Genomic DNA, 19,098 nt, shown 5'->3' on the forward strand with positions numbered 1-19,098 from the left:
CCGTTACTGGCAAGCCCGGCTCCTCCAATAGTGGCGTGCTCGATTGAGGATTGAAAATACATGCTGTCGATTGAAGACCTGGCCTTGCTGGAGGCCATCCGCGAAACCGGCAGCCTGTCACGGGCCGCCGCCCACCTCGGCAAAGCGCCGTCCACGGTGTCCTATGCCGCCCGGCAACTGGAAGAGCGTTTCGATGCGCTGCTCTTCGACCGCCGTCGCTATCGCCTGCAACTCACCCCCGCCGGCGAGTTACTGGTGAACGAAGCGGCGCGGCTGATGCAGGATGTCTCGCGCCTGACGCAACGGGTTCAGCAAGTGGCCAACGGCTGGGAGAGTCGATTGTGGATCGTCACTGACGAACTGCTGGAATTCGAGACATTGATGCCGGTGATTCATGAGTTCGACGCGCTGGGTTCGGGTGTCCCGCTGCGCATCACCCAGGAAGTACTGCGAGGGGTCTGGGAAGCCCTGCGTGAAGGGCGCGCGGACCTGATCATCGGCGCCACCAACGAACCACCGGCGATCCCGTCCTTGCGCTGGATGCAGTTGGGTGAAATGGAGTGGGTGTTCGCGGTGTCGCCAAAGCATCCGCTGGCCAAGGCCAGGGAACCGGTTTCTCGCGCCGAGGTGGCCCGACACCGGGCGATTGTCGTGGCCGATTCATCCAGGTCTAGCGAGGGCAGTACCTACGGCGTGTCCGGCGGGCAACCCATGCTGGCGGTGCCGACCATGCGCGCGAAAATCCTCGCGCAGTGCGACGGATTGGGTGTGGGTTGGCTGCCGAGGCACCGGGTCGGCTCGCTGCTCAAGAGCGGTGCGCTGATTGAAAAGCAGATGGCCGACCCTCGTGAGCCCAACGTGCTGTACGCCGGTTGGCGCGGCGATCATGACGGTCGCGCCCTGGACTGGTGGCTGGAAAAGCTCAAGCAATCGTACCTGGCCACCAAACTGGTTCAGGGCAGTGATCGCTTTGTCTGAGTGTCAGTTGGCAATCACACTCATGTTGCGCCCGCTGGTCTTGGCCACGTACAGCGCCTTGTCGGCGGCACCGATCAAATCCTCGGTCTGCGCTTGTAAGGCCGGATTGTAGCCACACACTCCGACGCTCACGGTCACCCTGCCTTCGGGGCTTTCACTGTGCTCGAGGTCGGCCGCCTCCACCGCGCGACGGATATTTTCCGCCACCAGAAACGCCCCCACGTAATCGGTGCCAGGCAGCACCACGGCAAACTCCTCGCCACCGAACCGGGCCGCCAGGTCACCCGGGCGCTTGATATTGTCGATGATGATTGCACTGATACTGCGCAAGCACTCATCACCGGCCAGATGGCCATACTGATCGTTGAATGCCTTGAAATGATCGACATCGATCATCAGCAGCGCCAGGCCCGTCTCGTTGCGCCGCGCGCGCCCCATTTCCGAGTGGATGAACAAATCGAACTGGCGACGGTTGGCCAGCCCCGTCAATGCGTCCTCCAGCGCCAGCAACTCAAGATTGCGGTTGAGTTCAAGGAGCTTGTCCTGGGTGCCGAGCAGCTCGATCCGGGCAAGATCCTGCTGTTTCATCAACTTGATCAGGCGATAACCGAGTACGCCGGAAAACCCCAGCAACAGCAAGACGACCCCCGCGCTGAGCAAGGACTGCCTGCGCCAGCCCGCCAGAACTTCTGCTTTGTCCAGCGCGGCGAAAACGATCAAGGGATAACCCTCGACCCGCCGATACCCGATGACTCGCTCGACATCGTCAATGATGGAACTGGTCGAAGCCGTTCCTGATCCGGCGGTGGGCAACAACCGGGTGAACAGTGCGCTTTTGGCCAGACTGGTGCCGATATCCGCTTCATTGAAGGGACGCCGCACGATAATGCTGGCATCGTCAGCGATCAGGTTGATGACACCGTTATCGCCCATGTCGATGCTGTCGTAGAGCTGCAGGAAGTGGTTGAGATAGATCGTCGCCAGCGCCACGCCAGCAAAACGGCCATCCGGATGATTGACCCGGCGCGAGACCGTCATGATCCATTCGCCGCTGGAACGGCTCTTTATCGACGGTCCAATGTGCGGCCCAAGGTCGGGATGGTCACGGTGGTAAATGAAATATTCACGGTCCGAGTTGTTGGCGCCCCCCACTTCGGCGCCGTTCGAATTGACGATCCAGCGCCCGTTTTCGTCATAAACGAACAGGCCGTGGATCTGACTCAGTTCATTGCGCTGGGCGCTGAGCAAGCGTTGCAGGCGATCCAGCTGCCCCGGCCCGACGCCCTCGTTTTCCAGGCGATCAACCAACCCGAACAGCAGCGTATCAGCCTGTTTGATTGACGACTGCGCTTGCGAGGCCAGGGTCTGCGCAAGGTTGGACATGGCCACTTCCTTGTCATGCAGATGGTACTGACGCGAACTCCAGGCTTCCCAAATCACGATCACCGTCATCGACAGGCACACGGCAACCATCAGCGTTACGGCCGAGCGATTCTTGCGCCTCGCGACGCCGGAGCGATTTTTTTCAATGTGCTCGAAAATGGAGGGATGCCCCATGCCTCGCTCCTTTAATGCGTGTGAAGACGCCGGCGTCTAACGCGAAGCCTGCTTCACGGTCTCTATCCAGGCCGGATCCAGCCGCGTCTGTTCGGTATCGATTCCCAACGCGTCCATCCGCGCCTTGTGCTGCTCCATTTCCCGGTTCAATTGCCCATGATCGCTGGAGTTCCCGTCCAGTTGATGCATCTGGCTCAACCCCAGATGATAGAAGCGCAGCAGCTTCATCGCTGTCGGATCGCCCGCCTCCACCGCCGTCGTGACATGGTGCATGACATTGGTGATGCTCATCAGGCTGCGCTTGAGTTGCCAACTGTAGACCGCTGGCGCCATCCATGGCCGGGTCCAGAACACCTGGCGCATCAGCGCCACCATCACCAGCACTGCGGCAAACACGCCGCCAATGTTGAATCGAAGATTGTCCCCGCCAGGCTCACCAAACACCGCCACCGCCAACGTCGACAGCGCCATGGCCAGCGCCAGGAAAATCAAGGCAATCATCACCGTACTGCGCCGCGTTTGTTGCCGATAGGCTTCGGCGTTCATCGGCTGGATTTCGAACATTGCGTCGGGTTTCCTTCAGTCGCGGGGAAAAAGATAGTGGGCATTATCGCCTCTGCGCGGGATTTAGCTATGCTGGGGCTCCTTTTCATCTTTTTATCGTCAAATGGGGACGTGGCGAGACCGTACAATCAGTGCCATCTTCTTTCTTGGATACACACTATTCGGATGTCATTCGTTGTTTCTGTGGGAATGACATCGTTTTAAGGATCATTGAATGTCCCAACGACAAGTAATCAACGCCTCGGTCAGCCCTAAAGGCAGCCTGGAAACCCTCTCCCAACGGGAAGTCCAACAACTGAGCGAAGCCGGATCCGGCAGCACCTACGACATCTTCCGCCAATGCGCCCTGGCCATCCTCAACACCGGCGCCCACGTCGATAACGCCAAGACCATTCTCGAAGCCTACAAAGACTTCGAAATCCGCATCCACCAACAGGACCGCGGTGTACGCCTGGAATTGCTGAACGCCCCGGCCGACGCCTTCGTTGATGGCGAAATGATCGCCAGCACCCGGGAAATGCTATTCAGCGCCCTGCGCGACATCGTCTATACCGAAAACGAACTCGACAGCCAACGCATCGACCTGAGCACCTCCCAGGGCATCAGCGACTACGTCTTCCACCTGCTGCGTAATGCCCGCACCCTGCGCCCCGGCGTCGAGCCGAAGATCGTGGTGTGCTGGGGCGGCCACTCGATCAACACCGAAGAATACAAATACACCAAGAAAGTCGGTCACGAACTGGGCCTGCGCAGCCTCGACATCTGTACCGGTTGCGGCCCCGGCGTGATGAAGGGACCGATGAAAGGCGCCACCATCGCCCACGCCAAGCAACGCATCCATGGCGGTCGTTACCTGGGCTTGACCGAGCCGGGCATCATTGCCGCCGAGGCGCCGAACCCGATCGTCAACGAACTGGTGATCCTGCCGGACATCGAAAAACGCCTGGAAGCCTTCGTCCGCGTCGGCCACGGCATCATCATCTTCCCGGGCGGCGCCGGCACCGCCGAAGAGTTCCTGTACCTGCTCGGCATCCTGATGCACCCGGACAACAAGGGCCTGCCCTTCCCGGTCATCCTCACCGGCCCGAAACACGCCGCGCCGTACCTGGAGCAACTGGACGCCTTCGTCGGCGCCACCCTGGGCGAGACAGCCAAACAACACTACGAAATCATCATCGACGACCCTGCCGAGGTCGCGCGACAGATGACCCAGGGCCTCAAAGCGGTCAAGCAGTTCCGCCGCGAGCGCAATGACGCGTTCCACTTCAACTGGCTGCTGAAAATCGACGAAGGCTTCCAGCGCCCGTTCGACCCGACCCACGAAAACATGGCCAACCTGAAACTGAGCCGCGACCTGCCGCCACACGAACTCGCCGCCAACCTGCGCCGCGCCTTCTCCGGCATCGTTGCCGGCAACGTCAAGGACAAGGGCATCCGCCTGATCGAAGAAAACGGGCCTTACCAGATCCGGGGCGATGCGGCGGTGATGCAGCCATTGGATCTGTTGCTCAAGGCCTTCGTTGCCCAGCACCGGATGAAACTGCCCGGCGGCGCGGCGTATGTGCCGTGTTATCAAGTGGTTGCATAAGCCAGTTAATCCAGACTGTTGGATCGCGAGCCGAAGCCATTGCTTCGGCTCGTTGCTTCCAGGCACAGATGAATCAGGCGCCACCGGATAACGCGGAGAGATCGAGACAACTCGCGATCGCGGCTTGATGGCGGCTTTGGATTGAATAGGAGGAATCGGCAAAGAACGGCCAAAAACGGTCATTTGCAAACGCTACCAACTCGCCTGCAGCTCACCCCCACTTGGAACATCAAATTTACCCAAACCCAATAAGTTTGAGTACGTGAAATATTAGCATTTACAACTTTATACTCCACGACCCAGTCTTATTTCCTGCACGTCGCTTGATTAATACTCCGTATGTTCTTGCGCCAAGATTCTTACAAGCATTATGCTTTTGGGCTATTCAAATAGCGCTATCACCGCGCCCCTGCTGCTCGTGTAATACAACGAGTATCAATCTCAACTAAAGGCATAAGTAATGATTCACGAAGAGTTCTCCAACGAGTCTGAGGACGAGGGTTACAGTCAACTCGCACGTGCAGCGGCAGCCTCCCGATGCACATGGGTAAGTGTCATCGTTAATATTGTACTTTCGCTTACCCAGATTGCCGTTGGATTGCTATCTAAGTCCCAGGGACTTGTCGCGGATGGTATTCATTCCTTATCCGACCTGATCGCTGACTTTGTCGTGTTGTTCGCCAGCCATAAAAGCAAGCAGGATGCCGACGAAGGTCATCCCTATGGGCATCTGCGTTTTGAGACCGCTGCGTCCATGGTATTGGGACTGCTGCTGTTGATCGTGGGTGTCGGCATGATTGGCTCTGCGGTGTTAAAGCTTGAAACCCCCGAATCCATTCCGACGGTGCATGCGACTGCGTTGTGGGTTGCCCTGGCAGCGTTGGTGGCCAAGGAGTTGTTGTTTCGCTTTATGCTGAGGGTCGCCAAAAAAGTTAAATCCAGCTTGTTGGTTGCCAATGCCTGGCACGCGCGCTCCGACGCCGCTTCCTCCCTGGTGGTTGGGATAGGCATTGCCGGAAACCTGGCGGGCTATCCGATTCTTGACCCCATTGCTGCGCTGGTTGTCGGTGGCATGATTGCCAAAATGGGCTGGACCTTCACCTGGGACTCATTGCACGACCTGATGGACCGTGCTGCGGATGAGCAAGAGATCGCAGCTATCCGCGATACGCTCCAACAAACATCAGGTATTAAAGGGGTACATGATCTACGTACTCGAAAAATGGGCGACATGATCATTGTGGACGCTCACATAGAAGTAGATGCCTCGATTACCGTTGAGCACGGTCATGCCATCGCCGTTGCAGCCCGGGAGAACGTCATGCGAAGGCACCGCGTTTTGAACCTGATGACGCACGTTGATCCCTGGCAGCGCCCGGACCTCGATCATTGATCACTGACAGCGCATCTTTGGACAGTGACGGCCTGGCGAGCACTCAAGTGTTTGTATTAAAGCCGTTACAACAAACCCCCCATTATTCACAGAGGCATCACATTTTTTTCACACCTTACAACTTTCTAAAACACACAGGCCAACTAATGACTGGGAACCGATCTCACTTAATTTAATTGAGTGGATCTCGTGCCAAATACCCTGAATATTTAAAATAAGATGCCGATAGTACCCACTCAAACTACTGCTCCTTAAGGGGATTAACATGACATCGGCAATAAGTTCTTCGACCCATATCACCCTGCCACAAACCCCAGCCATCAAACACCAAAAGCCCCCGACGGTACAAATAGATAGCGACGGCGATCATGACGGGAGCAAACCGGGCGAAGTCGAGCAGACCAAAGCGACCTCAGGTTCGATCGGCACACGTATAAATACCACGGCGTAACAAGCCGCAGGCGCAGCCCCCAAGGGATGGGGCCTGCGTCGCTTTTTACCGCCCTCAATGCTGGCAGGCCTACGCCTCTTCCAGACCAGACCTCGCTTCGTGGCCCTGCGCTCCGCCTTCCCCTCTTGACTCGCCGTACCCCACGCCCCTCCAATTCATCCCGCTTAGCCCATTTCCGGAACAACGTTTCCCTGACCGCTTGTTTTATCCCGCGTCAAAAGCCGACATGGCGGGGTTTGTTCGTTCAGGGTGCAGCCAGTCGTGCGGCCAGGGCTTTGGCCTGGCTGGCGACGTCCGTCACGGCGGTGCTTTCCCACCACATCCCGCGCAATGGGGGGCCCATGGCGAACAGACGGCTGGCAGGCCGGCCGTCGGCATCCAGCACCGCACCATCGGCCTGCGCGGCGATACCCAGCGCCAGAGGCCCCGGCCGGATCAATCCCCGTGCCAGCAATTGCTGTGGCAATGGCCGAGCCACCCGTCGCCAGTCATATTCGATGCCGCTGGAGTTGATCAGCGCGGCGCCGCTGACGACAGTCGTGTCAGCCTCGCCCCGGCGGCGAATGTGGATGCCCACCTCACCGCCCCGGGAAGGCGCAAGCCCTTTGAACGACGCCGCCTGGATGCGCAACCGCCCTTCCCTGTGCAAGCGCTCCACCAGTTCAGCACTCAAGGGTGGCGAGCGGTGGTGATGGCTTTCCCACCAGGGGCGCACGTGTCGCACGAATTGCCGGCGCTGCACATCGGTGGCCTGACTCCACAAGCGGCCGATATGCGCCCGCACCGTGTCCAGTGGCGCTTGCCAATCGATGCCCTGGGCGATCGCATCGCGGCAATGCCGACGCAGTTCGCGGACCAACTGTCGCGGCGTACGAATGCTGTGATCCTCGGCCAGAAAATCGACCCAGGCCGGTGGTTGTCGCCGCACATGGGGCAGCAGGCCGTGCCGGGAAAACACCTCGATCGGCCCGCGATGCCCCGCCTGCTCCAACGACACCACGGCATCGACCATGGTCAGGCCCGAGCCAATGATCAGCACAGTCGAATACGGATCGAGCTGCCCCATGGCCACCACATCCCAAGGATCGAGCGCCGCCGCATTCAAGCCGCTGGATTCGGTCTGCGGCGTGCGCGCAGCAGGGAACATCCCGGTGGCCAGCACCGCGAAAGCACCCTGCAAGCGCTGGCCATCGCTCAAGGTCAACCGCACCGAATCCGCATCGGTTTGCAGATCCACCACCTCGGCCCGCACATGCTCCACCGTTGAACCGTTCAACGCGCCCACCGCCTGCGCCTCGGCCAGACGTTGTTGCACGTACAGACCGAACAGGCCCCGAGGCGGGAACAGTTCGCTGATCGGCACGTGTTGCTCGTCCGATTCCGGCCAGCCACCGCCAGCGATGTGGGTGGTCAGCCATTGAGTCAGGTCGTCGGCATTGTCCGGGTCGACACTCATGCGTGCCGCATTGCCGTTGAGGGTATGGCCCAGCTCCACGGCGCTGTAGGCCTCGCCGCGGCCGAGTTCGGCACGGGGCTCGATCACCAGCACCCGGCGCTTGCCCGGCAGCCGCAACAGTTGCGCCGCCAGCATCGTGCCGCTGAGGCCGCCGCCGATGATCAGAATGTCTGCGTGGCGGATGGCGTCGGTCGCCTGTCCGCTTGGGGTTTCACTCATGCCGTTCTCGCTGATCAATGTTTGCCTAGATAGAAGTCGTGCAGATCGTCCCGCGTGCGCAGGCTTTCGGCGCTGCCGGACAACACCACCCGGCCGGTGTCGAGAACACAGGCCTGTGAGGCGTACTTGAGCGCGACATTAATATTTTGCTCGGCAATCAGGAAGCTCACCTGCGCCTCGCGATTGAGCTGGGCGACGATCTCGAAAATCTCCTGGACGATAATAGGCGCCAAACCCATGGACGGTTCATCGAGCAGTACCAAAGTAGGACGCGTCATCAGGGCCCGGCCGATGGCGACCATCTGCTGCTCGCCGCCGGACGTCAGCCCGGCCTGGGTCTTGCGCTTGGTTTTCAGGCGGGGAAACCAGGTGTAGATGCGCTCCAGATCCCGAGCCATGTCCTGGCGGCCGAGACCACGGACAAAGCCGCCGCTGCGCAGATTGTCCTCGACCGTCAACTGCGCGAACACATGGCGACCCTCCAGCACATGCACCATGCCTTGGCGCACCCGCAGGCTCGGGTCGACGCCTGCGGTATCGCGGCCCAGAAACTCGATGCTGCCGCGGCTGACTTGCGCCCGCTCCGCGCGCACCAACCCGGAAATCGCCTTGAGCGTGGTGCTTTTGCCCGCGCCGTTGGCCCCGAGCAAGGCGACGATGCCGCCCTTGGGCACGGTCAGCGACACCCCGGCCACGGCCAGGATAGCGCCGTCGTAGATCACTTCGATGTCGTTGACCCGTAACAGGTCAGGGGCGGCAATGTCGCTGGTGGCCTGGTTCATGGCTTATTCATCTCCGGTGCACGTGCGTGGCGTCAGGCCTTTTTCCTTGGCGAACGCGGCGGATTTTTCGTCGATCAACGGCCGCAGCAGCGCGCGGTCGGCGGCGATCCAGTCGCTGATCAGCGTCCAGTTGGCGCCGTCCCACTGCTGAACCCGCGCCGAACCACCGCCCTCGTGATCCTTGCAGGACAGCTTGAGGTTCTGCATCAGGCCGAAGTAGCCCATGTCCTTGAGCCGCGCATCGTCGATGTTCAAGTGTTCCAGGCCCCAGCGTCCTTCTTCGCCGTTGAGCGGACGCTTGCCGAATTTGGCCTGGGCGGTGCGAATCGCTTCCACCGCCACCGCCGCGTTCACCAGCCCGGAGTTGTAGTAGACGCTGCCGAAATTCTTCAGGTCCTTGAGGTCGCTCTTGCCCTTGTCGAGGATGTATTGCTTGAGACGTTTATGAATCTCGAAATCCGTGCCGGCCGGGTATGGCGTCAGCGCCAGATACCCCTTGGCGGCGCCGCCGGCGGGCAGCACGTCTTCGCTGGAACTGGCCCAGATGTCGCCGACGATGTGGTCCACCGGGAAGCCGAAACGCGCGGCGGTCTTGACCGCGACAGGCGTCGACACACCCCAGGTGCGCAGGAACACCCAGTCCGGGTTGAGTTGACGGATCTGCCGCCATTGCGCCGATTGCTCGTTGCCCGGATCGGCCACCGGAATCTGGATGTTTTCGAAGCCGTACTTCTCGGCCAGCAACTTCAACGGGCCAAGGGTTTCGCGACCGTAGGCCGAGTCGTGGTAGACCGTGGCGATCTTCTTGCCCTTGAGCTTGTCGAACCCGCCTTCACGCTGGGCGATGTAATTGATCAGGCTCGACGCCTCGCTGTAGAAGGTCAGCATCACCGGGAAGTTATAAGGGAACACCGTGCCGTCGGTGGCTTCGGTGCGGCCGTAGCCCAAGGTGATCAACGGGATCTTGTCGACTTCCGCACGCTCGCTCAGGGCGTAGGCCGCCGGGGCGCCGTTTGGCTGATAGACCGCTACGGGCGCGCCATCCAGGCCTTTCTTGAAGCGCTCGTAGCACTCGATGCCCTTCTCTGCCGTCCACTCGGTTTCGCATTCCTGCCAGACCAGTTTCACCCCGTTGATGCCGCCTTCCACCTCGTTGATGTAGTTCAGGTAATCAATCATCCCGGCCCACACTTGCACGCCGCTGGAGGCGTAGGCGCCGACCCGGTAAGTGGCCAGCGGGAAGAACTGCTGGTCCGGCGAGGCCATGGCTGGCGGTACAGCACTGCCGAAAACCGCCAGCGTCAGCGCGGCGCCGATCAGGGAACGTTTCAAGGATGCACGCATGTTGTCTCTCTAATTAAGGGGTGGGATTCAGAAGCGCAGCGGCCAATGGCTCAGCCGTTCACGAAGGTTGCTTAGCAGGCGGATCAGGCCTTCCGGTTCCTTGATCAGAAACAGAATGATCAGCACGCCGAAGATGATTTTTTGCAGGTTCTGCAACTGCCCGGCATCCACCGCGCCCCCGAGCAAGGCTTGCCCGGCGTGGCTGAGCAGGATCGGCAACAGGCTGATGAACGCCGCGCCGACGAAGTTGCCGGCAATGCTGCCCATGCCGCCGATAATGATGATGAACAGGATCTGGAACGACCGATTGATATCGAAGCTGCTGGCACTGGCCGTGCCCAGGTAGGCGAAGGCCCACAACGCGCCGGCAATGCCGAGGTAGAACGAGCTGACGGCGAACGCCAGGTGTTTGTAGCGCGCCACGGGAATGCCGATCACGGCAGCGGCGGTGTCCATGTCGCGGATGGCCATCCAGTTGCGGCCGATCTGGCTTTTCACCAGGTTCAGCGCAACCCAGGTCAACAGCAGCACCGTGCTCAGGGTCAGCAGGTAGCGCCCCAGCGGTGTGTTCAGGTCATGGCCGAACAACGCCAGTCTCGGCGCGGTGATCGTTCCCGAGGAGCCGTAGTTGTAGAACCAGGGGAACTTGACGAACAGCCACTCCAGGAAAAACTGCGCCGCCAGCGTGCTGACCATCAGGTAGAAACCCTTGATTCGCGAACTCGGCAGGCCAAAGACGAAGCCCACCAAGGCACTGATCAAGCCGCCACCGAGCAAGGCCACTGGCAGCCCGACCTCAGGCAAACGCAGGAGAAACCCGTAAGTGGCAAAGGCACCGACCGCCATGAACCCGGCCGCGCCCACCGAAGTCTGCCCGGTGTAGCCGGTGAGCAGGTTCAAGCCGAGCCCGGCCAGGGACAGCACCAGAAACGGAATCAAAATGGCGTTCAGCCAATAATCGTTGCCGGTCAGCGGCACGACGACAAACGCGATCAACAGCAGGCCCATCAGTGCGAACGGCAAGCGCCGCTGGACCAGTACCGCCGGTGCGGTTTCGCGGGTAAGGGAAATCGACATGGGTTCAGACTCGCTCGATGGCGCGCTCGCCGAACAGGCCGGCGGGACGCAGGTAGAGGAAGGCCAGGGCCAGGAAGTAAGCGAACCACGGGGTGATGCCGCCGCCGATCAGCGGGCCGATGTAGACCTCGGCGAGGTTTTCCGCCGCACCGACAATCAGCCCACCGACAATCGCCCCGCCAATCGAGGTGAAGCCGCCGATGATCAACACCGGCAAGGCCTTGAGCACCACCAGCGACAGGGAAAACTGCACCCCTTGCCGCGCGCCCCAGAGCAACCCGGCCACCAGCCCGACGACCCCGGCCACCGCCCAGACGATCTGCCAGATACGGTTGAGGTTGATGCCGATCGACAGCGCGGCGGTGGTGTCATCCGCCACCGCACGCAGCGAGATGCCGATACGGGTCTTGTTGAACAACAGCGCCAGCACCGTCACCAAAACAATGGCGGCAGCAGCGGCGATCAGGTCGAACTGGCTGACCATCATCCCGCCGATAAACAGCGGCACATCATCGATGCCCAGATCCAGCGCCCGCACCTGCGAGCCCATCAGGCCCTGCGCCAGGCCTTCGATGATGAAGGACAGCCCCAGCGTGGCCATGAACAGGGTGATCTGCGAGCGATTGACCAGCGGCCGCAGCACCAGGCGTTCGATCAGCAGCGCGCCGATGACCATCACCACCACCGTCAGCGCCAGCGCCAGGGCGAACGGCACACCTTGATCGTGCAGGCTGACGAAGGTCAGCGCGGCAAACAGCAGCATGGCGCCCTGGGCGAAATTGAACACACCGCTGGCCTTGTAGATCAGCACGAAGCCAATGGCGACCAGCGAATACATGGTCCCGGCGAGCAAGCCGCCGAGCAAGGTTTCGAAGAAAAACGTCATCAGTGCGCCACTCCCAGATACGCCGCGATCACCTCGGGGTTGGCCTGCACTTCGGCGGGCGTGCCGTCGCCGACCTTGCGCCCGTAATCGAGCACCACCACATGGTCGGACAGGCCCATCACCACGCTCATGTCGTGCTCGATCAACACCACGGTGGTGCCAAGCTCACGGTTGATATCAGCGATGAACCGGGCCATTTCCTGTTTTTCTTCGGCGTTCATCCCGGCCAGCGGTTCGTCGAGCAGCAACAGGTTTGGGCCGGCAATCAAGGCACGGCCCAGCTCCACGCGTTTTTGCAGGCCGTAGGACAGATTGCCCACCGGCACATCGCGCTGAGCCTGCAGTTCGAGGAACTCGAGAACGCCCTGTGCCTGCTGGCGGAACTGTTGCGCTTCACGGCGGGCTCGCGGCAGGCCCAATGCCTGCTCGATGAAGCTGCTGCGCAGATGCCGCGACAGGCCGGTGAGCAGGTTGTCGATCACGCTCATTTTCTTGAACAGCGCGTTGTTCTGAAACGTGCGGCCAATGCCCCGGCGTGCGGCGCTCAAAGGGTCGATGCGTTTGAACGGTTGCTGTTCGAACACGATCGAACCGGCATCGAAGCGATACACGCCATTGAGCACATTGAGCAATGAACTCTTGCCCGCACCGTTGGGGCCGATCAAGGCGCAGATCTCGCCACGGCGAACGTCGAACGAGAGCTCGTTGATCGCCTTGACGCCTTTGAAGGACAGGGAAATGCCGCTGACTTGCAGAATGGAATCGGTCGAGCTCATGCGATGTCCCGTTTGAATTCAGCGAGCCAGGTCGGCTCGGTTGGAGACTCGGCGCTGCGTGTGGCTTGCCAGATGAAGTGCAGGTTGTGAAAGCCCAGCAAACGGCGAACGCGGTGCTTGATCAGGCGTTGCGGACCGCTTTCCGGATGGGCAATGGCCCAGTCGCACAGACGTCGGCGCCAGGTGCCCGGCGGGGCGAGACGGCTGTCGATCTCAGCGGCCAGCACGTGCAAACGCCCGGCGGACAGCAGCAAGCCCGACGGCGCCACTTCGCGACGGTCGCGGCTGGCACTGCCGGGGCTTTCCGGGAAGGCCAGGGTGTGGCCGCGGCTTAACCATTGCTCGAACAACACCGTCAGGCCGGCCTGCCACTCGGTGCCCTCTTCGCTCCACCATTGCCCGCCGAATACCCCCAGGCGAAGGCGTTGCGGGGTTTCCACCGGGCCAAGCAACTGGTCGAAGTCGAGCAGTGACTGGCCCTGGGTGAGCCAGAGTTGCTGCGCCTGCCGGCCCGACACAAAGGCGTGAGTGGGACGCGCGCGCCACAGAACGTTATGCAGCGCCTGTGCATCGAGGTTGTCCGCAACGACCAGCACCTCACCGCCCACCTGTCGGGTGGCCAGGGCCAGCAGCAACAGGTTCGGTTCGAAGGCCCCGCTGACGGCCAGCCGCGAGTCCTCATCGATTCCTTGCCGACGCAGGCCATCGGCCAGACGTTCGACATCCCGCAAGACGTCGATCCAGCGCCAGATGAACCACTGTCCGTGCCGTTTGTGCCGCAAGGCTGGCTGCAGGGGGGTGACCTGCGCCCAATGGCGCAGATGCTCCAGGGCCTGGGGCACATTGACCCGCCACTCCGTGGTGTCCGCAATCGGCGGACGTTTGAGTTCGTGCACGCTCATGGGTTGACCTCTCTGTCATGGGCAAAAGCGTGCGGTGGTCCGCTGGGCTGAAGAATTAACGCAATCTCTAAAACAACACTGTCCTTGTGGCAGCTGGCTTGCCGGCGATGGCGTCCTGCCAGGTGACATCGATGTTGGCTGTGCCGGCCTCATCGCGAGCAAGCTCGCTCCCACAGGGGGCACTGGCTGAACCGGAAATCCGGGGCACAGCCAATTTCCTGTGGGAGCCGGCTTGCCGGCGATGGCGTCCTGCCAGGTGACATCGATGTTGTCGGTGGCGTGCTCGGGCGCTAGGCAGACACGACTTTCTTCTCCTGCTGACGCAACGCCGCCAGATCGCGATAGCCACTGCCTGGATGGATCTCGGGCAATCGCGGCCCTTCACCAAACAGCTTCTCGCGCAAGGTGCCGGGGGCGTATTCGGTCTTGTAGACCCCGCGTTTCTGCAACTCGGGCACCAGCAATTCCACGGCATCGATGAAGGTTTCGTGGGTCAGCGCATACGCCAGGTTGAACCCGTCCACGTCTGTCTCTTCAACCCATTCCTGCAACAGGTCGGCCACGGTTTCCGGGCTGCCGACGAACAACGGCCCAAAGCCGCCAATGCCGACCCAGTCGGCCAGTTCGTTGGGGGTCCAGACTTTGTTCGGATCGGCACTGGAGAACGCCTCCACTGCGGATTGAATGGCGTTGGTGTGCACATGCTTGAGCGGTTCATCGGGTTTGAACTGGCTGAAATCGATGCCGGTCCAGCCGGAAATCAAGGCCATGGCACCTTCGTAACTGACCCAGGTCTTGTACTCTTCGAACTTGGCCTTGGCCTTGGCATCGGTCTCGCCGAGGATCACCGTTTGCAGGTTGAAGATGAGGATCTTCCTCGGATCGCGCCCCGCCTCCGCCGCACGCCGGCGGATATCGGCAACGGTTTTCTTCAGCAGCACTTTCGACGGTGCGGCGACGAACACGCACTCGGCATGTTCAGCGGCGAATTGTTTGCCGCGGCTCGAGGCGCCGGCCTGATACAGCACCGGGGTCCTTTGCGGCGAGGGCTCGCAGAGATGAATACCCGGCACCTGGAAGTGTTTGCCCACGTGCTGGATTTCGTGAATCTTGCTCGGATCGCTGAACACCCGCCGCGCACGATCGCGCAGGATGGCGCCCTCTTCCCAGCTGCCTTCCCACAGTTTGTAGCAAACCTCCAGGTATTCCTCGGCGTAGTCGTAACGGGCGTCGTGTTCGGTCTGGGATTTCTGCCCGAGGTTCTTCGCGCCGCTCTCCAGGTACGAAGTGACGATGTTCCAGCCCGCGCGCCCCTTGGTCAGGTGATCGAGGGTCGACAGGCGGCGGGCGAACGGATACGGATGCTCGAACGACAGCGACGCGGTCAGGCCAAAGCCCAAATGTTCGGTCACCAGCGCCATCGGCGGGATCAGTTGCAACGGATCGTTGACCGGCACTTGCGCGGCCTGGCGGATCGCCGCATCACCATTGCCGTTGTAAACGTCGTAGATACCCAGTACGTCGGCGATGAACAAACCGTCGAACTTGCCGCGCTCGAGGATTTTCGCCAGGTCGGTCCAGTATTCCAGGTCCTTGTACTGCCATGAGCGGTCCCGTGGGTGTGCCCACAATCCCGGCGACTGATGGCCGACGCAGTTCATGTCAAAGGCGTTGAGACGAATTTCACGGGCCATCAAACGGCTTCCTTTATGGAGATTGGAGAACTTGGGGGATGAATGCCATTGAGGCGGAAGTTGCCGATGACCTGGAGCTTCCAGCGCAACGGGTCGTGCAGCGAACCGGGCAGCGCAGTGCGTTGACCGGTGAGTTCGAATTCGGCGTTGCTCGCGGTGCTCAGGGCTTCGGCGCTGGCCAGGTGCGCTTCGGCAATGGCGATGCGTGTTTCGGTGGCGTCTTCATGGCTGTTCACAAAGTCTTCGGCGCGTTCGAGCAGTGCGGCAGCGACTTCGATGCGGATCTGTACGTCGCCGAAACGGCTGATCACGTAAGGGTCTTCGCTGGCGTTGGTCAAGCCGCTGCCGGCCCAGGGTTGAGCCTGTGTGCGGACGAAACGCAGGGTGGCCTCGAGCAGGCTGCGGGCGTTGTGCAGGTCGTGCTGACTTTTGGACAAGGGTTGTTCGGTAGCAATCGGTTGGGTCAAGGCGTTCATGCTGAGCTCCTCAGTTCCAGGCGTGGCGCGCAGGTTTCACGCCGTTGAGCAGGTAGTTGCCGATCAGGTGGTATTTCCAGCGCGCCGGGTCGTGCAGGGTGTGGGTCCGGGCGTTGCGCCAGTGGCGATCGAGGTTGTATTTGCCGAGCACCGAGCGGGTTCCCGCCAGCTCGAAAAGCTTGCTGCTGACGAGCAAGGCGATCTCGGCAGACAACACTTTGGCCTGGGCTACCACCACCGATGCGTGGGCCACGGTGTCTTCATTGGCGTCGAGCAGCGCGGCATCGATGGCCTGGCCGGCTTTTTTCAGGATCGCTTCCGTGCCATGCACGCGCCATTCGAGGTCGCCGATGGCGGCGATGCTGAACGGGTCCTGCCAGCCGTGATCCTGGCCGCTGTCGATCCAGGGTCGCGCCTCACGAGCGTAGCGCTTGGTTTCTTCCAGGGCGCCGACGGCGATGCCGGTGTCGACGGCGGCCTGGATGATTTGCGAGATCGGGCCGTCGGCGGTGGGTTCATCGAAGGCTTTATGGGCCGGGATCACCGCGCTGAGCGGAACCTTCACCGCGTTCAGGGTCACTCCGCCGCTGGCGGTGGTGCGCTGGCCGAAACCGTCCCAGCTGTCGATCACGCTCAAGCCCGGGTTATCACGCTCGATGAAGGCGATGAACGCCTGGTTCTGCTCGTTGACCGCCACTGCCGGCACGATGTGCGCGAACAGCGCACCGGTGCAGTAGAACTTCTCGCCATCGATTTGCGCGCTGTCATCGCTGAAACGAATCCGGGTTTCGAAGGCGCCGGCGTTTTTGCTTTTGGATTCGGAGAAGGCATTGCCGAAACGGTAGCCCTTCAGCACTTTGCCGAAGTAGTAGCGCTTCTGCTCTTCGCTGGCGGTTTGCAGCAGAATGTCGAGCACGCCGAGGTGGTTTTGCGGGATCTGGCCGAGGGACGAATCGGCGGCGGAAATGATCTTGATCACTTCGGCCACGGTCACATAGGAGACGCCGGCACCACCGTAGGCTTTTGGCACGGTGATGCCCCAGAGGCCGCTGGCTGAGAACTCGTCGAGTTCGGCGACGGGCAGGCGTCGCTCGCGATCCCGTACGCTGGCCTCGACGGCGAAACGCGCGGCGAGCTTGTGAGCGACGGCAATCGTCTCGGCGTCCGAGCGGATCACGTGGGCGGTATGAGTGGGTTGGGCTGAGGCTGTCATGGGCCGACTCCAGGTTCTGGGTGAGTGCACCAGAGCTTTTGCAGGAGTCGTGCCTGAAATTTAATTACTTATTTTTCAATGAGTTAACCAATTAACCGAGAAAGCCTCACAACTTGAGAACAGCAAAATGTTTATCCAGTGTTGATGGGCAAACAGTTCAGATCACCACGTTGCGCACAAAACGCACCGCCACCGGCCCATCGTTGCGATAGGAATGTGGCTGGTTGCTGGCGAACATGAAGAACTCGCCGGCGCTGATACGATGCGGCACATCACCGACCATCAGGGTCAGGCAGCCTTCGAAGACGTAGAACTGTTCGCTCCAGCCATCGGCATCCGGTTCCGACGGATAATGCTCGCCCGGTTCGAGGCGCCATTCCCAGAGTTCGACTTCGCGGGTCGCGTTGGCCTTGGCCAGCAATACCGCCTTGCTACCGGGGATCGTCCCTGCCCAGGCCAGCTCATTGATGCGGCTGTGATCGCGGGCGTCGGGGGCCTGGATCAGGTCACTGAACGCCACGTCCAGGGCTTCGGCCACGCGATCGAGGGTGGTCAGGCTGACGTTCTTTTCGCCTGCTTCGATGGCCACCAGCATGCGGCGGCTGACACCGGACTTTTCCGCCAGGGCGGTCTGGCTCATGTCGGCGGCATGGCGCAGGCGTCGGATATTCTGGCTGACGTGCTGCAGGACCGAAGCCCGGGGCGTGGAATCTTTGTGCACTATATTGCTCACTTGGTGGTGCTGCGCAGTATACTGCCCAACTTCCGGCGCATTGTGCGTCCCCCTCAGGTAGTGCGCAAGATCATGACGTCGCCGAACGCTCCTCAAGCTTCCTCCCGTTTCCTGCGGCTCAGCAAGGCCGAGTGCGTGCTGGTGCTGATCACCATGGTCTGGGGCGGGACCTTTTTGCTGGTTCAGCATGCGATGACCGTCAGCGGGCCGATGTTTTTCGTCGGCCTGCGCTTTGCCGCCGCCGCAAGCATCGTGGCCCTCTTCTCCTGGCGCACCCTGCGCGACCTGACCTTTTTCGAATTCAAGGCCGGCGCCTTTATCGGCGTGGCGATCATGCTCGGTTACGGCCTGCAGACCGTCGGGTTGCAAAGTATTCCCAGCAGCCAGTCGGCGTTCATCACCGCGCTTTACGTGCCCTTCGTGCCCTTGCTGCAATGGCTGGTACTGGGACGTCGTCCGGGGCTGATGCCGAGCATCGGCATCATGCTGGCTTTCACTGGCCTGATGCTGCTGTCGGGCCCGGCCGGGGCTTCGTTCCACTTCAGCCCCGGTGAAATCGCGACCTTGATCAGCGCCATCGCCATTGCGGCGGAAATCATTCTGATCAGCACCTATGCCGGCCAGGTCGATGTGAAGCGGGTGACCGTGGTGCAACTGGCTGTCACATCCCTGCTGTCGTTCCTGATGGTGGTCCCGACCCAGGAACGGATTCCGGATTTCTCCTGGCTGCTGCTGTGCAGTGCCTTGGGCCTGGGCATGGCGAGCGCCGCGATTCAAGTGGCAATGAACTGGGCGCAGAAGAGTGTTTCGCCCACCCGCGCCACGCTGATTTATGCCGGTGAGCCGGTGTGGGCCGGGATTGTCGGGCGGATTGCCGGGGAACGCTTGCCGGCGATTGCGCTACTGGGGGCGGGGTTGATCGTCGCGGCGGTGATTGTCAGTGAGCTGAAGACCAAGGGTAAGGTTGCTACGCCTGAAGAGGCCCTGGAGCGCGAGACTCAAGGTTAAG

At 61.1% G+C, this 19,098-nt stretch carries 17 protein-coding genes; 4 read left to right on the top strand and 13 right to left on the bottom strand.

The window, feature by feature from the left end:
* Positions 1–60 precede the first annotated feature (60 nt).
* Positions 61–978, top strand: a complete 918-nt coding sequence (locus BLV61_RS03145; RefSeq protein WP_090462446.1) for a LysR family transcriptional regulator — start codon at positions 61–63, stop codon at positions 976–978.
* A 3-nt stretch (positions 979–981) separates the two neighbouring features.
* Here the strand turns inward: BLV61_RS03145 and BLV61_RS03150 are convergent, their stop codons facing one another.
* Positions 982–2,535, bottom strand: a complete 1,554-nt coding sequence (locus BLV61_RS03150) for a sensor domain-containing diguanylate cyclase (protein WP_090462449.1) — start codon at positions 2,533–2,535, stop codon at positions 982–984.
* 36 nt (positions 2,536–2,571) lie between these two features.
* The gene (locus tag BLV61_RS03155) at positions 2,572–3,099 is read right to left on the bottom strand and encodes a DUF3087 domain-containing protein (RefSeq protein ID WP_090462451.1); all 528 of its coding nucleotides are present in this window, start codon (positions 3,097–3,099) and stop codon (positions 2,572–2,574) included.
* A gap of 214 nt (positions 3,100–3,313) precedes the next feature.
* Here BLV61_RS03155 and ppnN point away from each other — a divergent pair, with 214 nt between their 5' ends.
* Positions 3,314–4,687: a nucleotide 5'-monophosphate nucleosidase PpnN gene (gene ppnN / locus BLV61_RS03160; protein WP_047529980.1), complete on the top strand. Its 1,374-nt coding sequence runs from the start codon at positions 3,314–3,316 to the stop codon at positions 4,685–4,687.
* Between the two features lie 460 nt (positions 4,688–5,147).
* Positions 5,148–6,080, top strand: coding sequence for a cation diffusion facilitator family transporter (locus tag BLV61_RS03165; protein ID WP_047529982.1), 933 nt, complete (start codon positions 5,148–5,150; stop codon positions 6,078–6,080).
* A gap of 695 nt (positions 6,081–6,775) precedes the next feature.
* Here the strand turns inward: BLV61_RS03165 and BLV61_RS03170 are convergent.
* The 11 genes from BLV61_RS03170 to BLV61_RS03220 all read right to left on the bottom strand — a co-directional run bounded on the left by BLV61_RS03170 (position 6,776) and on the right by BLV61_RS03220 (position 18,077).
* On the bottom strand, positions 6,776–8,206 hold the full coding sequence (locus BLV61_RS03170; protein ID WP_090469713.1) for an FAD/NAD(P)-binding protein: 1,431 nt from the start codon (positions 8,204–8,206) through the stop codon (positions 6,776–6,778).
* A 14-nt stretch (positions 8,207–8,220) separates the two neighbouring features.
* Positions 8,221–8,988: an ABC transporter ATP-binding protein gene (locus tag BLV61_RS03175; protein ID WP_047529984.1), complete on the bottom strand. Its 768-nt coding sequence runs from the start codon at positions 8,986–8,988 to the stop codon at positions 8,221–8,223.
* A 3-nt stretch (positions 8,989–8,991) separates the two neighbouring features.
* A complete protein-coding gene (locus BLV61_RS03180; protein WP_090462453.1) occupies positions 8,992–10,332 on the bottom strand; it encodes an ABC transporter substrate-binding protein in 1,341 nt (446 codons plus the stop codon).
* Between the two features lie 27 nt (positions 10,333–10,359).
* Complete coding sequence (locus tag BLV61_RS03185; protein ID WP_047529988.1) at positions 10,360–11,409, bottom strand: branched-chain amino acid ABC transporter permease; 1,050 nt, start codon at positions 11,407–11,409, stop codon at positions 10,360–10,362.
* 4 nt (positions 11,410–11,413) lie between these two features.
* Positions 11,414–12,295: a branched-chain amino acid ABC transporter permease gene (locus tag BLV61_RS03190; protein ID WP_090462455.1), complete on the bottom strand. Its 882-nt coding sequence runs from the start codon at positions 12,293–12,295 to the stop codon at positions 11,414–11,416.
* The gene (locus BLV61_RS03195; RefSeq protein ID WP_090462457.1) at positions 12,295–13,071 is read right to left on the bottom strand and encodes an ABC transporter ATP-binding protein; all 777 of its coding nucleotides are present in this window, start codon (positions 13,069–13,071) and stop codon (positions 12,295–12,297) included. The genes BLV61_RS03190 and BLV61_RS03195 overlap by 1 nt, the downstream gene beginning before the upstream one ends.
* Positions 13,068–13,973: an AMP-binding protein gene (locus tag BLV61_RS03200; protein WP_090462459.1), complete on the bottom strand. Its 906-nt coding sequence runs from the start codon at positions 13,971–13,973 to the stop codon at positions 13,068–13,070. Before BLV61_RS03200 ends, BLV61_RS03195 begins: the two co-directional genes overlap by 4 nt.
* A 290-nt stretch (positions 13,974–14,263) precedes the next feature.
* The gene (locus BLV61_RS03205; protein WP_047529996.1) at positions 14,264–15,667 is read right to left on the bottom strand and encodes an LLM class flavin-dependent oxidoreductase; all 1,404 of its coding nucleotides are present in this window, start codon (positions 15,665–15,667) and stop codon (positions 14,264–14,266) included.
* The gene (locus tag BLV61_RS03210) at positions 15,667–16,143 is read right to left on the bottom strand and encodes an acyl-CoA dehydrogenase (RefSeq protein ID WP_090462461.1); all 477 of its coding nucleotides are present in this window, start codon (positions 16,141–16,143) and stop codon (positions 15,667–15,669) included. Before BLV61_RS03210 ends, BLV61_RS03205 begins: the two co-directional genes overlap by 1 nt.
* Positions 16,144–16,153: 10 nt before the next feature.
* Entirely contained in the window at positions 16,154–17,356 is a 1,203-nt protein-coding gene (locus tag BLV61_RS03215; protein WP_090462463.1) for an SfnB family sulfur acquisition oxidoreductase, read from the bottom strand.
* 157 nt (positions 17,357–17,513) lie between these two features.
* Positions 17,514–18,077 carry a helix-turn-helix domain-containing protein gene (locus BLV61_RS03220; protein WP_047530003.1) on the bottom strand — a complete coding sequence of 188 codons (564 nt, stop codon included), beginning with the start codon at positions 18,075–18,077 and terminating at the stop codon, positions 17,514–17,516.
* Here BLV61_RS03220 and BLV61_RS03225 point away from each other — a divergent pair.
* Positions 18,072–19,097: a DMT family transporter gene (locus BLV61_RS03225; protein WP_047530005.1), complete on the top strand. Its 1,026-nt coding sequence runs from the start codon at positions 18,072–18,074 to the stop codon at positions 19,095–19,097. The genes BLV61_RS03220 and BLV61_RS03225 overlap by 6 nt on opposite strands.
* The last annotated feature ends 1 nt before the right edge of the window (position 19,098 follow it).

The organism is Pseudomonas mohnii (assembly GCF_900105115.1).
Taxonomy (GTDB): Bacteria; Pseudomonadota; Gammaproteobacteria; order Pseudomonadales; family Pseudomonadaceae; genus Aquipseudomonas; species Aquipseudomonas mohnii.

What these genes read in the sequence shown, in the direction of transcription:
- BLV61_RS03145 (WP_090462446.1), top strand. Translation starts at nt 61, where the DNA reads ATGCTGTCGATTGAAGACCTGGCCTTGCTGGAGGCCATCCGCGAAACC.
- BLV61_RS03150 (WP_090462449.1), bottom strand. Translation starts at nt 2,535, where the DNA reads ATGGGGCATCCCTCCATTTTCGAGCACATTGAAAAAAATCGCTCCGGC.
- BLV61_RS03155 (WP_090462451.1), bottom strand. Translation starts at nt 3,099, where the DNA reads ATGTTCGAAATCCAGCCGATGAACGCCGAAGCCTATCGGCAACAAACG.
- ppnN (WP_047529980.1), top strand. Translation starts at nt 3,314, where the DNA reads ATGTCCCAACGACAAGTAATCAACGCCTCGGTCAGCCCTAAAGGCAGC.
- BLV61_RS03165 (WP_047529982.1), top strand. Translation starts at nt 5,148, where the DNA reads ATGATTCACGAAGAGTTCTCCAACGAGTCTGAGGACGAGGGTTACAGT.
- BLV61_RS03170 (WP_090469713.1), bottom strand. Translation starts at nt 8,206, where the DNA reads ATGAGTGAAACCCCAAGCGGACAGGCGACCGACGCCATCCGCCACGCA.
- BLV61_RS03175 (WP_047529984.1), bottom strand. Translation starts at nt 8,988, where the DNA reads ATGAACCAGGCCACCAGCGACATTGCCGCCCCTGACCTGTTACGGGTC.
- BLV61_RS03180 (WP_090462453.1), bottom strand. Translation starts at nt 10,332, where the DNA reads ATGCGTGCATCCTTGAAACGTTCCCTGATCGGCGCCGCGCTGACGCTG.
- BLV61_RS03185 (WP_047529988.1), bottom strand. Translation starts at nt 11,409, where the DNA reads ATGTCGATTTCCCTTACCCGCGAAACCGCACCGGCGGTACTGGTCCAG.
- BLV61_RS03190 (WP_090462455.1), bottom strand. Translation starts at nt 12,295, where the DNA reads ATGACGTTTTTCTTCGAAACCTTGCTCGGCGGCTTGCTCGCCGGGACC.
- BLV61_RS03195 (WP_090462457.1), bottom strand. Translation starts at nt 13,071, where the DNA reads ATGAGCTCGACCGATTCCATTCTGCAAGTCAGCGGCATTTCCCTGTCC.
- BLV61_RS03200 (WP_090462459.1), bottom strand. Translation starts at nt 13,973, where the DNA reads ATGAGCGTGCACGAACTCAAACGTCCGCCGATTGCGGACACCACGGAG.
- BLV61_RS03205 (WP_047529996.1), bottom strand. Translation starts at nt 15,667, where the DNA reads ATGGCCCGTGAAATTCGTCTCAACGCCTTTGACATGAACTGCGTCGGC.
- BLV61_RS03210 (WP_090462461.1), bottom strand. Translation starts at nt 16,143, where the DNA reads ATGAACGCCTTGACCCAACCGATTGCTACCGAACAACCCTTGTCCAAA.
- BLV61_RS03215 (WP_090462463.1), bottom strand. Translation starts at nt 17,356, where the DNA reads ATGACAGCCTCAGCCCAACCCACTCATACCGCCCACGTGATCCGCTCG.